The 17,207-nt window shown below is 46.6% G+C and carries 12 protein-coding genes; 9 read left to right on the plus strand and 3 right to left on the minus strand.

Features of this window, described 5'->3' with window-relative positions:
• Window positions 1-44: 44 nt before the first annotated feature.
• A complete protein-coding gene (locus tag QUA33_RS15120) occupies window positions 45-854 on the minus strand; it encodes a calcium-binding protein (protein WP_333149270.1) in 810 nt (269 codons plus the stop codon).
• 198 nt (window positions 855-1,052) lie between these two features.
• Between QUA33_RS15120 and QUA33_RS15125 the strand changes: the two genes are divergently transcribed.
• From QUA33_RS15125 to QUA33_RS15155, 7 genes are all read left to right on the plus strand, one after another.
• Window positions 1,053-2,033: an ATP-binding cassette domain-containing protein gene (locus tag QUA33_RS15125; protein ID WP_333149271.1), complete on the plus strand. Its 981-nt coding sequence runs from the start codon at window positions 1,053-1,055 to the stop codon at window positions 2,031-2,033.
• Window positions 2,034-2,153: 120 nt separating this feature from the next.
• Window positions 2,154-2,942, plus strand: a complete 789-nt coding sequence (locus QUA33_RS15130; protein WP_333149272.1) for an ABC-2 family transporter protein — start codon at window positions 2,154-2,156, stop codon at window positions 2,940-2,942.
• A 302-nt stretch (window positions 2,943-3,244) separates the two neighbouring features.
• On the plus strand, window positions 3,245-5,809 hold the full coding sequence (nirB, locus tag QUA33_RS15135; RefSeq protein ID WP_333149273.1) for a nitrite reductase large subunit NirB: 2,565 nt from the start codon (window positions 3,245-3,247) through the stop codon (window positions 5,807-5,809).
• A 201-nt stretch (window positions 5,810-6,010) separates the two neighbouring features.
• On the plus strand, window positions 6,011-6,370 hold the full coding sequence (nirD, locus tag QUA33_RS15140) for a nitrite reductase small subunit NirD (RefSeq protein ID WP_333095670.1): 360 nt from the start codon (window positions 6,011-6,013) through the stop codon (window positions 6,368-6,370).
• Window positions 6,371-6,582: 212 nt separating this feature from the next.
• On the plus strand, window positions 6,583-8,676 hold the full coding sequence (locus QUA33_RS15145) for a HEAT repeat domain-containing protein (protein WP_333149274.1): 2,094 nt from the start codon (window positions 6,583-6,585) through the stop codon (window positions 8,674-8,676).
• 1,012 nt (window positions 8,677-9,688) lie between these two features.
• On the plus strand, window positions 9,689-10,219 hold the full coding sequence (locus tag QUA33_RS15150; RefSeq protein WP_333149275.1) for a peptidoglycan-binding protein: 531 nt from the start codon (window positions 9,689-9,691) through the stop codon (window positions 10,217-10,219).
• 240 nt (window positions 10,220-10,459) lie between these two features.
• Complete coding sequence (locus tag QUA33_RS15155) at window positions 10,460-11,530, plus strand: patatin-like phospholipase family protein (protein ID WP_333149276.1); 1,071 nt, start codon at window positions 10,460-10,462, stop codon at window positions 11,528-11,530.
• A 271-nt stretch (window positions 11,531-11,801) separates the two neighbouring features.
• Here QUA33_RS15155 and QUA33_RS15160 read toward each other — a convergent pair whose 3' ends face one another.
• Together QUA33_RS15160 and QUA33_RS15165 are read right to left on the minus strand one after the other, a co-directional pair.
• On the minus strand, window positions 11,802-13,502 hold the full coding sequence (locus QUA33_RS15160) for a pentapeptide repeat-containing protein (protein WP_333149277.1): 1,701 nt from the start codon (window positions 13,500-13,502) through the stop codon (window positions 11,802-11,804).
• A 287-nt stretch (window positions 13,503-13,789) separates the two neighbouring features.
• The gene (locus tag QUA33_RS15165; protein WP_333149278.1) at window positions 13,790-14,206 is read right to left on the minus strand and encodes a hypothetical protein; all 417 of its coding nucleotides are present in this window, start codon (window positions 14,204-14,206) and stop codon (window positions 13,790-13,792) included.
• Between the two features lie 255 nt (window positions 14,207-14,461).
• On the opposite strand from QUA33_RS15165, the gene QUA33_RS15170 reads away from it, so the two are divergent.
• Both QUA33_RS15170 and QUA33_RS15175 read left to right on the plus strand, forming a co-directional pair.
• Window positions 14,462-16,231 carry a S8 family peptidase gene (locus QUA33_RS15170; protein ID WP_333149280.1) on the plus strand — a complete coding sequence of 590 codons (1,770 nt, stop codon included), beginning with the start codon at window positions 14,462-14,464 and terminating at the stop codon, window positions 16,229-16,231.
• Window positions 16,228-16,449, plus strand: coding sequence for a hypothetical protein (locus QUA33_RS15175; RefSeq protein ID WP_333035640.1), 222 nt, complete (start codon window positions 16,228-16,230; stop codon window positions 16,447-16,449). The genes QUA33_RS15170 and QUA33_RS15175 overlap by 4 nt, the downstream gene beginning before the upstream one ends.
• Window positions 16,450-17,207: the final 758 nt, after the last annotated feature.

The raw sequence follows: 17,207 nt of genomic DNA on the forward strand, positions 1-17,207 counted from the left end.
AAGGTGCGCCTAGCGCACCCTACTAAAAATATATAAGCAACGAATTAAAGCAAAGCATTAGCATTAATCAAACGACCGTTTAAATCGGCTGGGGTCACATTCAAAACAGTACCCAACAAAGCATTAGTAAAACCGAATCTAATATTAGTAGCTTCCACACGGCCGTTGCCATCGGGATCGAGACTTTGCCGCGAGATGCCACCCTTGGCTAACAAACTCGTTCCCCCCGTTATAGTTGCAGGATCGATTAGCAGCAGTCTCGGATCGTTCAAGCTATAACTTACCTCTTCCAAGGAGATATTGCTGCTGGTAAATTCCACACTAATTCCAATCGAATCGCTAGACTTATCAAAATCCACAATTACCGCGTCAGCAACTTCAATTCCAACTACTCTGCTTCCCGCTTGATCGACTCTCAAAACAAATACATCGCTACCTGCACCACCTTGGTAAATATCCACCTCTCTGTCGCCAATTAAAGTATCATTACCGTCACCGCCCACTAACAAATCAACACCTTGTCCTCCGCGCAGCAAATCATTTCCCGCACCCCCATTAAGGAAATCGCTATTTCTATCTCCTGTCAACAAATCCTCGCCAGTTTCTCCTAACACATCGTCGTCATCTTTGCCACCGTAAATAGAATCACTGCCGACACCGCCTAACAGGCTGTCTTTACCATCGTTGCCAAAAATCCGTTCTGCATCTGACGATCCCGTGACAGTATCATTCCCGCCCAGCATCCAAAGTCCCCCAGAAAAACTAGCAAGTTGTCCTGGTGCAAGTGTAATATTTTCAGAAGAATTGTCTCCTAACAAACGAGAGATGTCTGAATTATCTGGTGTGAGTACCATATTTGTAAACTTTGTGCGATGTCAGCATGGATATTGTGCAATATTCTACCGTTTAGTAGGGTGCGCCCGAACACCGTTACTTTCTCACTCGCGATCGAGCAATAGTTGGCGAACCCTACTAGAGATATCGATCGCTCCATCTTGGCACAAGCCTGATGGAAATACCCTAGATTAAAATAAAAGTTAAAATTTGAGCCGATGCCAATTATCTTAGTTGAAGACTTGAGCAAAGTTTATCCGGTAGCGATTAAAGAACCGGGGCTTAAAGGAACAGTGCGACACTTTTTTAGTCGCACTTATCGCAATATCAAAGCAGTTGAGGGCGTCTCTTTCAGTATTGAACCGGGGGAAGTGGTGGGGTTTCTCGGTGCTAACGGTGCGGGCAAAACTACTACGCTGAAAATGCTGACGGGTTTGATTTATCCGTCTGCGGGTACGGTGAGTGTGTGCGATCGTACTCCTTTCCGTCGCGAAGCAGATTTTCTGCAAAGAATCACCTTAGTCATGGGGCAGAAACAGCAGTTAATTTGGGATTTACCTGTGCTTGACTCTCTGCGAATCAATGCCGCTGTCTACGGCATTCCCGATACAGATTATCGGCGGCGAGTCGGAGAATTGACAGAGATGCTGTCACTAGAAGGCAAGTTAAATCAGGCGGTACGAAAGCTTTCTTTAGGCGAACGAATGAAAGCTGAATTAATGGCGGCGCTGCTGCACCAGCCGGAAGTATTATTTTTAGATGAACCGACTTTAGGTTTGGATATAAACGCACAGTTTAGCGTCAGGCAATTTCTGCGAGAATATAACGAGCGCTATCAAGCAACGGTGCTGTTGACGAGCCATTACATGGCGGACATTACTGCTTTGTGCAAGCGCGTTTTGTTAATCCATGAAGGGCAATTAGTTTATGATGGTAGTTTAGACGGATTGCTCGACAGGTTTGCACCTTATCGGGAAGTTCAGGTAAAATTAGCTAAGCCGCTGGCAAAAGATAGTGCTTTTGCTTACGGGGAGGTAGAATCTATTGAGGGACAATCGGTGCGTTTTTTAGTGAAAAGGGAAGAGCTGACGGTGAGCGTGGCGAAGATTTTGGCGGAGTTGGAAGTGATAGATTTGACTGTTACTGACCCGCCAATTGAAGAGGTAATCGGTCGCGTTTTCCGCACGGGAAAAGTGTAATATTTTTGGCTGGTTCATTCTCCATAAAAGGCAAGATATCTGTTCCGCGAGAGTTTCAATGTTTTGTGCAACGGGCATCTTGCCCGTTGCTAACACCGAAAAATTAAATCTAAAATTGATATGACAAAATTAATCAAAATTGCTAAAACTTTATTATTTACCTACTACGCTTATATGCTCGAATACCGGGCAGAATTGTTTTTGTGGGCCCTGTCGGGAGCTTTGCCATTTATCTTGATGGGTGTTTGGATGCAGGCGGCCAAGACTGGTCAATTTGGGCTGAATTCCCTCGAATTTGCCCGTTATTTTTTAGCCACTTTCATTGTCAGGCAAGTAAATGTAGTTTGGGTAATTTGGGAGTTTGAAAAGGAAGTAGTGCAAGGCAAGCTATCTAATAGATTGTTGCAGCCTCTCGATCCCGTATGGCACCACTTCGTATCTCACGTTTCCGAAAGGTTTGCAAGGCTGCCCTTTGTATTCGGATTAGTGCTGCTATTTTTTACAATTTACCCGCAGTCTTTTTGGCTGCCGAGTTTGGGCAGGTTTTTGCTATTTTTGTTGGTTATCGTCTTGACTTTTTGTTTGCGGTTTCTGATACAGTATACTTTTGCGCTGTTTGCTTTTTGGCTGGAGAGGGCAAGTGCGATCGAGCAATTCTGGTCTTTAATTTACCTGTTTTTATCGGGAATTACCGCGCCGCTAGAAGTGTTTCCTGCGCCCGTGCGCGAAGTAGTTTTGTGGACGCCTTTTCCTTATTTGATTCATTTTCCCGCTTCAATCTTGATCGGATTGCCCGTAGATGTAGGCCGCAGTTTGTTGGTGATGCTGGGTTGGAGTGCGGTGTTTTTTGTGTGGAATCGCTGGCTTTGGCGACAGGGCTTGAAGCAGTATTCGAGCATGGGAGCTTAAATAATAATTAAAAATTAGAAAACTGTAAGGTGCGTCACACTAAAAATGTTAATCGTTTTGTCAAAAATACTTAGCTGACGCACCATTCTTAACTGTGAAGAAAATCTAAAATCTAAAATCTAAAATCTAAAATCGACTGACGCACCTACTTAAGTCGATCGCACACCCCATGCAAAAATGCAATCGAAAGTATTCGACAATTGCATAAACACCCATTTTTTGTATATATAAGTACAAAAGTTTACAATAAAGTCTTATATTAATAAACCCAACTACTGATAAACGGGATAAAAAAGATTCTAATGACAGCCAAAAAAAACCTCATTGTAATCGGCAATGGCATGGTAGGTCACAAGTTCCTAGAGTTAATGGTCAGCTCGGATGCTGCCAAACACTGGAATTTAATTACTTTTTGTGAAGAACCGCGCGTTGCTTACGATCGCGTAAACCTCAGCGGATTTTTCTCTGGCAAAACAGCGGGAGATTTATCTTTAGTTGCACCGGGATTTTATCAAGAAAACGGCATCCAAATTCACATCGGCGACAAAGCAGTCGCCATCAACCGGGAACAAAAAACAGTCTCTTCAGCTAACGGTTTAGAAGTTCCCTACGACAAAATTGTTCTCGCGACCGGTTCCTATCCATTTGTGCCATCAATTAAAGGCAAAGACGCTACAGGAACTTTTGTTTACCGGACAATTGACGACCTGGAAGCGATGTCAGATTACGCTAAAAATTGCAAAACTGGTGTAGTAATTGGCGGCGGTTTGTTAGGTCTAGAGTGTGCTAATGCTCTGCAAAATATGGGATTAAAAACTCATGTTGTTGAGTTTGCATCGCGACTGATGCCCGTGCAAGTTGACGAGATGGGCGGTGCAATTCTCCGCAGCAAAATAGAAGAGTTGGGGGTTTCGGTTCATACCAGCAAATCTACCACAGAAATTGTCAGCGAAGATGGCAAAGTTACTAAAATGCTGTTTGCTGACGGTTCGGAATTGGCAACAGATATGATTGTCTTTTCTGCTGGCATTCGCCCCCGCGACGAAATTGCCAGAACTTGCGGTATAGAAGTAGGAGAACGCGGTGGCATTGTAATTAATCATAGCTGCCAAACCTCCGATCCTGACATTTATGCGATCGGAGAATGCGCGCTCTATCAAAATCGCATCTACGGCTTAGTTGCGCCTGGGTATACAATGGCAAGCGTAGCAGCAGATATTTTGAGCCGTGCAGCCGATGGCCGGCAGGATTCCCCCGCTACAAGCACTTTTACAGGTGCGGATATGTCTACTAAACTCAAATTATTGGGGGTGGATGTCGCTAGTTTTGGAGATCCTTTTCCCAAGTCTGGCGATGCTAAAGAAATTGTTGTCACTGACACCTTCCAAGGCATTTACAAAAAATTAGTTTTAAATCGAGACGGCAGTCTAATTTTAGGCGGAATTCTCGTAGGAGATGCCTCGGCTTACGGCACTTTGCTGCAATTCATGCAAAATCAAATTGCTCTGCCGCCACATCCCGAAGATTTGTTAATGCCACCGCGAGAAGGGGGAGTACCGGCGGGTTTTGGAGTAGACAGTTTACCGGATTCGGCTCAAATTTGTTCTTGCAATAATGTTACCAAAGGGCAGATTTGTGCAGCAATTCGCGATCGCAATTTAACGGATCTTGCCAGCGTCAAGAAATGCACTCAAGCTGGGACGGGCTGCGGCGGCTGCGTGCCTTTGGTGACGGATATCTTCAAGTCGGAGATGAAGAAAGCTGGGTTTGCAGTCAAAAATAATCTCTGCGAACATTTTGAATATTCTCGTCAAGAATTGTACCACTTAGTGCGTTCTCAAAAGATTAAAACCTTTGAGGAGTTGATTGAAAGACACGGCAAGGGTAAGGGTTGCGAAATTTGCAAGCCTGCTGTTGGTTCGATGCTGGCTTCTACTTGGAACGACCATATTTTAGAGAAGCATCACGTCGCTTTGCAAGATACGAACGATTACTTTTTGGCAAACATTCAGCGCGACGGTACTTATTCGGTGGTGCCGCGAATACCGGGGGGAGAAATCACTCCCGATAAGTTGATTGTTTTGGGTGAAGTTGCCAGGGATTTTGGGCTTTATACTAAGATTACTGGCGGGCAACGGATTGATTTGTTTGGAGCTCGTGTGGATCAATTGCCGCATATTTGGCGGCGGTTGATTGATGCGGGATTTGAGTCGGGACACGCTTACGGTAAGGCTCTGCGTACTGTAAAATCTTGTGTTGGCAGCACTTGGTGCCGCTTTGGGGTGCAGGATTCAACGAGTTTGGCGATCGAGGTTGAATTGCGTTATCGCGGTTTGCGATCGCCCCACAAGCTCAAATCTGCTGTCTCTGGTTGCACTCGCGAATGCGCGGAAGCTCAAAGCAAGGATTTTGGGATCATTGCTACGGAAAACGGCTGGAATTTGTACGTGTGCGGCAATGGCGGCATTAAGCCACAACACGCGGTTTTGCTGGCGACGGATATCGATAAGGAAACACTGATTAAGTATATCGATCGATTTTTGGTTTTCTACATCCGCACGGCAGATAGATTGGAACGCACTGCTACTTGGTTGAATAAGCTTGAGGGCGGTATTGAATACTTGAAACAGGTAATAATTGAGGATTCTCTTGGCATTTGTGCTGAATTAGAAGCGCAGATGGAACATTTAGTGAACACTTATCAATGTGAGTGGAAAACGACCATTGAAGACCCACAAAAGGTGCAGCGGTTCCAGCATTTTGTGAATTCCGATTTGCCCGATCCGAGTATTGTTCGTGTTGCGGAACGGGGACAAACGCGGCCTGCTAACGAACATGAAAAGGCTCTGGTTGGAGTTTCGGAATAACCCCTCCCCAGCCCTCCCCTTGAATCAGGGGAGGGAGCAAGATTTAATCTCGTTCCCAGGCTCTGCCTGGGAATGAAGTCCCGGAGGCTCTGCCTCCTCGAACCGTGAGCCAGAGCCTCCTTCAGCGAGGCAGAGTCTCGAAACCTACGTTCCCAGCCGGAGACTGGGAATGAAATTAAAGTAAATTAACAGGAAAAGAAGATGGTTCAATCATTACAAGTTTCCGATACAGTAACAACTTGGGTAGATGTGTGTTCTCTCGATGCGATCGCCCCTTATACTGGAGTTTGCGCTTTAGTTAAAGGCGAACAAGTGGCGATTTTCCGAGTGGGAAACGGAGATGAAGTTTATGCGCTTAGCAATTACGACCCGTTTAGCAAAGCTTTTGTTTTGTCGCGGGGAATTGTGGGCGATCGCAACGGCACTCTCAAAGTTGCTTCTCCCATTTACAAACAAAACTTTAGTCTGGCTACCGGGCAATGTCTCGATGATGAAACGGTAAAAATTCCGACTTTTGCGGTTCGGGTTGCAGCCGATCGCGTCCAAGTAGCTATTAGCTAGATTCAGCGGCTTAATTGTTCGAGCGCCATCCGCCAACACCTAACATTTCTCTGGGTGGTGGCGGATTTTGCATTGGGACGCGACCCCGTAGTTGTGGTATAAAATGGAGTTAATCAGCGACCTACTCCAGGAAGGCTCACCAAACTCTAAACTAATACTGGATATGGTTTCGGATTTTGAATGCAAACAAACTTCACGGGCAGGGTATCGGTATGTTGTTAAAAAAACTTGTTTCCGAAAATAATCCCCAGACTGTAGCAGAGTTAATCCATGCCCAACTCAAAATTGGTCAACTGACTTGGGGCGAACTCAAGGCACAAGTTTTCGGCCAGCACTGGCGGGACGAATCTTTGCACGAAGTCCTCAGAGAAATTTCAGCCAAGCTCGACAAAGAAACAGCAAGCGAAATTATAGAATATCTCACCGAGCAAAACGGTCAACCAGAAAAATTTATTAATTTATTTTTAGCAGCGCAATGCCTGTTAAAAAATAAAAATGATGTTAATAAAAAAACCGAAAAAAAACTGTTAAACGCTTTAAAAAAGTTATCGCAATACGGCACGGGTTTCCTGATTCTTTATCAAAGCGCTCAAGAATTGCAGGAAACTTATCAAATTCGCAATCGATCGATCGCGGCGATCGCCCAAACTTGGAAAAACGACCCGCAAACCCTGCCCTGGCTGAAAATACTCGCTCACTCCAGTGACTGCGGCGAAGTCCGAGCCACAGCAGTCGAAGCAATAGCCCGCGGTTGGCCAGATCAGCCAGAAATTTACCTGATGCTCAAAAACCTCGCCAAATCCGATCAAAGCTGGGCAGTGCGATCGACCTGTGTCCGAGAAATCGCTTGTGGTTGGTCAGACACGAACCATACCTTGCCGCTGCTGGCTGCCCTGGCTCAGTTCGATCAAAGTCCCGCAGTCCGCACCGCAGCACTCGAACAGTTAGCCTCTAATTGGCCCGATCGCACAGATACCTTGCTGCTGCTGAGAACCGCCGCCGAATCCGACGAAAATTTGGGAGTGCGAGTCGCAGCGTGGCAAGAAATAGCCCGAGGTTGGCACAGCCTTTTAGGCACCGTCTCCCTGCTCAAAAACCTTGCCCAGACAGGAAGTTCTATCCTGCGAACAGTAGCGGTGCGGGAGTTGGCAGCGGGCTGGCCTGCTGCCGCCGACGTTTGCCTGCTGCTGAAAACCCTAGCCGAATCCGACAGCAGCAAAGAAGTACGGACAGCAGCTTTAGAAGAATTGGCTTCCCACTGGCCCGGCGAGCCCGACATTTACCCGCTGCTGAAAACTAAAGCCGAGTCCGACGCGAGTTCGAGCGTCCGGCGGGCAGCAGTGCAAGCAATTGCCTCTGGCTGGCCCGGAAACCCCGAAACTCTGACTTTTTTGAAAAATATAGCATTGGGCGATCGCGACGCCGACCTGCGCGAAATAGCCCTAAAACAGATAGCAGCAGGTTGGCCCGACCACCCAGAAACCCTGCCCCTGCTCCAAAAAATAGCTGATTCCGAAGATTACTGGACTGTGCGACAAGTAGTAGTGGAAGCTGTCGCCACACTGCCGTCACCCCGTCTCGAAGTCTTTACTTGGTTGCAAAATCTCGCCGAGTCAGACAGACACCTGAACGTCCGAGAAACTGCCGTGGAAGAGATCGCAAAACGCTGGTCTCACCGGGGCGAGACGCTGCCTTTCCTCAAAAGCCTGGTCGAGTCAGAGCAAGATTCTCACCTGCTGAGCGTGCTGGTGCGGGCGATCGTGCGGGGGTGGCTCGACGACCAGGAAACCTTGCCTTGGCTGAAAATTCAGCTCGATTCTAGCGATGCCCTGGTGCGCCCAGCGGCGGTGCTTGAACTCGCTTACAACTGGCCGGACAACCCTGAAACTTGGATGCTGCTGGAGGCAAAAGCAGAGGGCGATGAGAGTCCGGCTGTCAGGCAAATGGCTTTGCAAAAGTTAGCCCGGGCGCGGACAAATCAGTCTCAAACTTTCGAGTGGCTCAAAAGTAGAGCTCAAAAGGATGAAGATTCGCAGGTGCGGGCGATCGCCCTGGTAGAGTTAATGCGTGGATGGAAAGACGAGCCGGGAATGTTTGAGTTTTTGCGCGATCGGGCTTTGAGCGATGTTGACAATCAAAACGGTTCTTTTCCTTACAATCCCAGATTTACAGCGCTCGAAGCGATTATCGAACATTATCCCGAAAATCCCGGAGTTGTGCCGTTGTTGCGATCGCTTGCCGTTTCCGACGGCGACGAGCAAATCCGGGCCTTAGCGGGTCGCCGGCTACGCAGTCAAGATTGGTAACATCAAATCTGTTAGCATCGGAATTATTCCTATCTCTGTTCTCTATCTCTGCGTGAATCTGCGTCTATCTCTTGTCATCTGCGGCCCGATAAATTCTCTTTTTTGACCGCAGATGAGGGCAAATTAACACAGATTAACGCAGATGAATTAGATGGATTCCGGTTGCACCATCTGTGATTTTTGCCTGTTGACTGGACTTTACAATTCCGATGCTACCGGAATTGATATAACTGGAAACAATCCTTTAGGCACTTCAGAAAATTAATCATACCTGCTCTTCCACCCTTGCTAAAGAGTTACCGTGCAATGCTCGCTTTTTAGCGCGGATTAATAAGACTCTGGCGACTTACGAACTGGTGGCAGTTGAGAAACAAGAGGGGCAGATTGCTCAGGCTGTGAATTCTCGCCCGCGGTCAGAGTGAATTGAGCAGGGTGGCGACATCTCGGCTTTGTTTGATATCTGCTGCGGTTATCCGGATGATATCAATTCCGGCTGTGCCGGAATGATCTAGCTATGGTTTTTTGCCACCCGTGAAAACAAGTGAGCTCTTTAATCAAAGAAGGTTGCTTTAGAAGAACTTGGCAGCACTGAAATAATATGAATTGTAACAAGGAACTTTCGCGATATATCGAGTTACGACATTAGCTCGTGACCGAAGCAAAATCTTCTTTAACTTGTCCGGTTGCCAAGAGTCAAATTATTTGGTAGTGCGTCCGTTCAATTGGAGGCGATGCTTGACGATAAAGTTGAGACAACTCTTCTTTCTGAAGTTTGAGGAGACTCCAACTTTAGACGTTTAGGCATAACTTGTCCTCGTTGCACTCTTAAGATTCTTTCAGAATATCATTCCGGCGCAGCCGGAAGAGAAATTAACAGTTAACACTGGGACTAACTCAAACGAGTGACACTCACATGAGTGACACTCCAAAAAGTGACTGTGCATTCACAAATCCCACCAGTTATACCTGAAATATCAAAGACTAAAACTTAAATGTTGAGAGAAACCACATTATGTACACCGAAGAAAGAAGCTTGAACAATGAAACTATGGCTCTCGTCGCCGATACTACTGCTCAATCAAATCTGGCATTTGCTGAAACCACTGGAGTAAACAAACCCACTTTACAAATGGGTTCAACAGGTCAAGCTGTCAAGGAACTACAACAGCTTCTATATCATTGGGGATTTTATTTCGGCCCGATTGACGGTATCTTCGGTGTGCAAGTTCAAAACGCGGTCAAAGGTTATCAACACCGCGTCTTTTTAAAAGAAGATGGGATTGTCGGCCCTATCACTTGGGAAGCACTATACTCTGGTGCACCTGTGAATATGCCGATAGTCATGAAGGGCAGTTCTGGTAATGCTGTTAAAATTGTTCAGAATGTCTTGAAAATCAATGGATATTATTTCGGCTCCATTGACGGATTCTTCGGGACGATGACAGATGTAGCAGTGCGACAATTGCAACTCAGCAAGGCTTTACCGCAAGATGGAATTGTCGGCTATAGAACTTGGCACGCCCTCAGCAAGTTACCGCACTAACGACGGGTTGGATTCATATAAATTCCGGTTGCACGAGCAAAATAATTGTTGACTGTTGACTGTTGACTGTTGACTGGTGGCTCGAAGAAATAATTTTTTGACTGTTAACTGTTGACTCGATTTTATTATTCCGATGCAACCGGAAACCATATGATGACGTTGGCTGTTGGTATTTTGATGCTGTATGAGTTTGTTTCATTTCAGTTGATAATTTAAGCAATATCTAAAGGAGTAAATGTGATGGGTACTAAATTCAAGAGAAGAATTTTATCAATTGATGGTGGTGGTATTCGGGGTATTATTCCTGCGATCATTCTCAACTACATTGAAGAGCGCACAGGAAAACGCATAGCAACAATGTTTGATTTTATTGCAGGCACTTCAACAGGAGGAATTTTAGCACTGGGTTTAACTAGAAAGAACTCAGACTCTAGCATCAATCGTGAGCCAGAGTATACCGCTGCCGAACTTGTAAATTTCTATCGCAAATATGGACAAAAAATTTTTAATGAGTATGTTCCACTGGATTTTGATGATTTGTTACAACCCAAGCACAACCCAAAAGGTAGGCAACAAGTTTTAAAGGATCTTTTAGGTGAAGCTAAGGTTGAAGAGGCATTACGAGAAATTTTCATCCCGAGCTATGATATCGAACTCAGAGCACCAATTTTTTTTACAAGCAATCGGGACGCAGAGGAAATCAAGAGTTTTGATAGCCGGAAAGTATGTACGGGATTCAAAATGTGGGAAGCAGCAATGGCGACTTCTGCTGCACCGACATTCTTTCCACCCTACCAACTCGAAACGGGACATCATACCGATGAGGGATATTACGCTTTGGTAGACGGCGGAATTTTTGCAAATAATCCTTCCTCACTTGCAATGATGGAGGCGATGATTTCTTACAAGAAAAAGACTGGTGAAGAACTACAACGTACTGAGACCCTTGTTGTTTCTTTAGGTACGGGATCACTAACTAAGAAATATAAGTATAAAGAAGCAAAAAACTGGGGTCAACTAAAATGGGCTGTTCCCTTAATTAACGTTGTTCTAGATAGCCAAAGCGAATCGGTTGCGTATGAACTCGATCAGCTAATGGTGACTAAAGGAGATAAAGAAAATCACCGAAACTACTATCGTTTTCAACTTCAATTGAGTAGCGATAATGGTCACGATCAAATCGACAACGCAAGTCCCAGTAATATTGAGTACCTAGAGAACCGAGGTGAAAAACTGATTGAACACAGTAAGAAAGATTTGGATGAGTTGTGTAAGCTTTTGAAGGAAGATACTGAACTATATTCTAATTAACCGCACAGTTAAATCGAGCTCTGGTTGGAGGATTTTTAATGGGGAGGCCCTTTTGTGTGTATTCATTCCCACAAAAGGGCCTCCCAAACCGCACTGCTTCCCCCATTACCTAACAACGATCGCAATCCGAAGCCGTTTTCTCCCACCTGAGCAACTGTTCCCGAAACACCGAGTCTTGCTTGGCTTACTGTACAATGCTTGCAATTTCCGACGCCGACGAGGAAATCCGGGCCTTAGCCGCTCTCCGGCTTCAAGTGTTCACAATTAACTGTTAATAATCGATCAAAAGGGTAATTGCATACCGCACCGCTTCCCCCATCATCGAACAACGAACGCGATCGGACGCCGTTTTCTCCCACGCAAGCAACTGTTCCCGAAAAGCCGGGTCTTGCTTGGCCCGCTGCACGATCGCCTGACTGATGACTTTCTTTTGAATCTGCTCTGTCGGGATACCTTGCTGCTTCAAATAATCCAACAGCCGCTGCACGCTTTCGGAAAATTTATCCGGCGTCTGAGACATCAAAATAAACGAAATTTGGCGCACCATTCGCTGGTATATTTCCTGTCTTCTGAGCAATGCTTCCTTTTGGATCGGCTCCGCATTGTTACTAGGAACAGCCAAGTCCAGCAAACTCAAAATTTCAGCGTCCTTGGCTAAAACCTTTTCCAACATATCTGGATAAAGCTCCAAAATGCGATCGCCCAAAATTTTGCCGTTCACCAAACGGTTCGCGCTCAGCCGCAGTAAATTTTGTTCTCCCGCAGACTCAAAAAATTGAACGTTCAATTTGAGTTCGCGGCTTTCCAACTCCACGCGACGCAGTGTAAAAACCAAAGCCTCCCAATTAGGAGATTCATCAAAACACACCTTGACAATAGAACTGTCCTCTTGATGCTGCCGCCCCAATTCCCCCGACTCAAAATCGCGATCGACCGGAAAGCGAGTTGCCGCAACTTTCGCAGTATAATCAAACTGAGTAAAAACATAGCTGCAGTCAACTCTCGACAGATCGACATCTTGAACTTGCCAATTTTGAATGCAGCAACCCGTAAGCTGCGCCCCCTCCAAATTCGTCCGAATCAAACGGCACTCTATCAAACAAGCTTCTCTTAAATCCGCCTCACCCAACATCGCATCCATCAAATAAGCGCCACTCAAATCAGCTTTCCGCAAATCAGCACTTCGCAAATTAGCTTCGCTCAAATCTGCCCGCAGCAAATACACTCCTTGCAGGTTAGCTCGCAGCAAAAGCGCCTTCTTAAAACTCGCTTTCAATAAATAAGAACCCGCCAGATTAGCTCGACTCAAATCAGCGTTATCCAGCACCGCCTCAGTCAAATCCGCCCCCGCCAGCACAGCTCGGTGCAAGTCAGCGCCCGTCAGATTTGCCGATCGCATTTGAGCGCCATTCAAGTCAGATTCAATCAAATTTACACCGATTAAAATTGCCGAGCGCAAATTCGCTTCCACCAAATGCGCTTCCCGCAAATTAGCACCCGTTAAATTAGCACCAACAAGACTGGCGCGGTTGAAATTCGCCTCCATCAATTCCGCCGCCATCAACTTCGCGCCGTCGAGTTTAGCCCCAGCAAAATTAATCTGGTCAGATTTAACTCCTTGAAGATTAGCACCGCCCAAATCCGCTTCCGGGAACGCGGCCCAATTGAGTTCTGCTGCTGTCAAACAAGCAAGGCGCAAATCCGCTTTAGCAAGATTTGCCCCGCTCAAATTTGCCCCGCTCAGATTCGCCCCAGCCAGCCCCGCACTGCGGAGATCCGCGCGGCGCAAACAAGCCCCTGTCAACTTGGCATTGCTCAAAAAAGACCAGCTCAAATTAGCACCGGTCAAGTTAGCACCAGTGAGGTCTATTTCTCGCAGGTTAACACCGCTTAAACTAGCGCCGCTGAGGTCAATGTGACCAAAGTTGCGCTCTCCCTGTTGATAGCGCTGTAAAAATTCTTGTGTTTGCATTCCGCAGATTGGGGGGCTGGCAATTTAGCTGTTTTAGGACGCGCTGGTCAATAACTTTAACTCTAAGGTGTGCACGGAACACGATCCGGCTAGGCAGGGGGAAACTACCTCTACTACTTACTGCCCGAACTCACGTCCTCCGGGTGATCCGTACCCCCTGTACTTTTATAGATAGCAGCTCAAAGGATTTGTTACGTAAGTTCTCTTTCTACTACCAGCTTGACAGACTTTTGTAACTTCAAGTAGCCGAGTTGATATCTGATACGCTGCCCCGCCGGAGAGTGTTTTTACCTAAAGCGCTGCAATTCTTGCTGCAAGTGTTTTCCCCATTTAGTCGCTAGAGGAATTTCTGTAAAAGGAACTTGCACCGCAGGAGCATCTTTCAACAAAAATTCGAGGGCGATTGGACTTCCCGAATTTGGCGGTGACTCTAAATCAACTGCCTGAGAGTTGATTAACAACCGCAGCGACTCAACGTCTTTTAATGAAAAAGTTTGCAAATTCACAGGTCCGCTGCGAGTAGGTTTTCCCCAAGTTAAACAGTCTTCTTTTTGACCGAGTACAGCATAAATATCGTACTTGGCTTTAGCAAATTGCTCGGCCCAGACGCGATACGCTTCTAGCTTTTGATACTCGTTCCATCCAGCCCAAGCCAGAGAAATAAAAATTGCCAGCAGCGGCAGCCACATTAAACCTCTTTCCATGCGATACCCTTGTTGAAAATACTCGCTTGTTCTGTTTGTTATCTTCTCTAATGATACAATTAATTGAACTCCTCAAACTTGCTCTGCAATTTAAACTATAAATTAGAGCAATTTGGGTTCTAGCAACAGCCACTGCCAAAAACTACCAAACGCTCGCGTGGGAGATATCCACAAGTCGCAGCAAGGAAAACTGGCGCTGGCGGTGAAAATTGGGTTATTGTGGTGAACACGCCTTCCCTAAACGGACGATCGGCAATGAAAAAGTTTTTCCTTCTGTGCTTATTTTTAATCGGGCTCGGCTGGGCGATTTCTAACTTCCCAGGACTTGCTACTCAAGGCACTTACGACTCGATTGTGCTGGATTTCCGCGAAGATTTGGGTGCTGCTGAGATTGCGAAAGAAGTAAATGCGATCGCCCAACAGTACCAAGTCGCACCGCAACTCAACAGCGAATTCTCAGCGGCCGACAATGTATATGTAGTTAAGGGCGATCGCACTTTGCTAAACGCCCTGAGAAAATCAAATTTGGCTAAGGATACCGAATACATTGAACCGAACTTTGTCTACAGCGCTTTTGAGATTCCCAACGATCCCATGTATACCAAGCAGTGGAATCTCCGCAGTATCAACGTAGAATCTGCCTGGAACGAAACCAAAGGCAGCGGCACAACAGTAGCGATAATTGACACGGGTATTACTCCAGTCGCTGACTTAAAAGAAACCAAATTTGTACCGGGCTATGACTTTGTAAACGATCGCGCCGAAGCCTACGACGACAACGGCCACGGTACTCACGTTGCAGGTACAGTCGCCCAATCAACTAACAACAATTATGGCGTTGCGGGCATCGCCTACGAAGCAGCTTTAATGCCGCTGAAAGTGTTAGGCGGCAGCGGTGGCGGCACGGTTTCTGACATCGCCGAAGCGATTAAATTTGCTGCTGACAACGGCGCCGACGTGATTAACATGAGTCTCGGCGGCGGCGGTGAGAGTCAGTTAATGGAAGAGGCGATCGACTACGCCCACTCTAAAGGCGTTGTCATCATCGCAGCCGCCGGCAACTCCGGCGAAAGTTCCGCTTCCTATCCCGCCCGCTATCCCCACGTCATCGGCGTTTCCGCCCTCGGCCCCGACGACGAAAAAGCCTCTTACTCCAATTTCGGCGCGGGAGTTGATATTTCAGCCCCCGGCGGTTCTGAAATGGGCAAGATCCTGCAAAGTACGATCGACCCGGACACAGGCGCCGAAGTCTTTGAAGGCTACCAAGGCACTAGCATGGCTTCTCCGCACGTTGCAGCCGTTGCAGCCCTTGTCAAGGCTTCCGGCATCACAGAACCAGACGAAATTCGCAGCGTACTCTTGCAGTCCTCGCGAACTGTCACTGAAGATCCGTTAAACCATTTTGGTTCGGGACACCTAGACGCAGCCGCCGCAGTTCAGCTAGCCCAGCGCGGACAAATCAACTTCCGCGATTTCTTCCGCTGGCTGCGCGATAATGGCTATCTCAACCCCCGGTTTTGGATTGACGGCGGTGCAGTCGCCCTGTTGCCTAAAATTGCAATGGTGCTCGGTTCTTACCTGCTGGCTTTCTTTTTGCGGAATTATTTTCCGTTCCAGTGGACTTGGGGCTTTTCCGGCGGCTTGATGGCTGGTAGTTCTGGGTTCTTTTTCCTCCGCAACTTGTTTGTATTTGACTTGCCGCAGTGGCCGATGCGGGTAATGGGCAGTTCTATTCCCGAACTCGGAGGCGCAATTAATGGCAGCAGTATGCTGAATCCCTTTTTTGCTAGCGTTTTGATTCCTGGGATTTTGATTGCTTTGCTGTTGGGACATCAACAGTGGAAGTGGATCGCGATCGCAATTTCGATCGGTTTTGCCAGCAGTTTAGCGGTTAATGCTTTTGTGTCTCCCGCAGTCTGGGGATTGGGCACAGGTTTGGTATCACAAACATTCTTGATTGTCAATGCTTTACTGTGTTTTGGATTGGCACGTTTAGCAATTAAAACAGAGGTGCGATCGGCATGAGTATTACTGTCAAAGGTGTAATTGAACGCAAAGGATTGGGTCCCGGTACTTGGGCTTTGGTCGGCGAAGATGGGGAAACTTACGAACTTAAGGATGCTCCTTCTGATTTGAAAAAAGCTGGTTTGAAAGTCAGTGTTAAAGGTGAAGTCCGCAAGGATGTGATGACTTTTGCTATGATCGGCCCGGTTCTTGAGGTGCAGTCTTTTGAGGCGATTTAGCCTAATTAGTTAATGCAGCTTTTGAGCTAAAAAAAACCCCGGCCAAAATTGGCTGGGGTTTATTAATCAGGGTGCATCTACTAATTTAATCTCCCGCCTCAAAACACCTCTTTCAGGACACTTTGGTAGAATTTGCGAACATTAGCGGCGAGGGCGTGCGATCGGCAAAAAAAAAACCCAAACCAAAATTGGTCGGGAGTTAATTAATCAGGGTGCATCTACTAATTTAGTCTCCGGCTTTACACCACCTCTTTCAGGACACTTTGGTAGACTTTGCGGAAATTTGTGGCGAGGGCGTGCGATCGGCAAAAAAAACCCGGCCAAAATTGGTCGGGAGTTAATTAATCAGGGTGCATCTACTAATTTAGTCTCCGCTTCGAGGTGCACCTGTTCCGGACAGTTTGGGAAAATTTGCAAAAATTTGTGGTTTGGGGTGCGATCGCCAAAAAAAAACCCCAAACCAAAATTGGTGGGGAGTTAATTAATCAGGGTGCATCTACCAATTAAGCTTCCTGAGAATTCCAGCGCAATCCGGATAACCTCAAACTTTTTCAGCATCACCCTCGATACCGCAAAAAAAACCCCAAACCAAAATTGGTCGGGAGTTAATTAATCAGGGTGCATCTACCAATTAAGCTTCCTGAGAATTCCAGCGCCATCCGGACAACCTCAAACTTTTTCGGCGTTGCTGAACTATGGTATGATGAAGTTGTCCTCTGAGCGTCAAAAATAACACATATTTCCAAAAAAATATTATG

It is taken from the genome of Microcoleus sp. Pol14D4, from assembly GCF_036701245.1.
In the GTDB taxonomy this organism is placed as follows: domain Bacteria; phylum Cyanobacteriota; class Cyanobacteriia; order Cyanobacteriales; family Microcoleaceae; genus Microcoleus.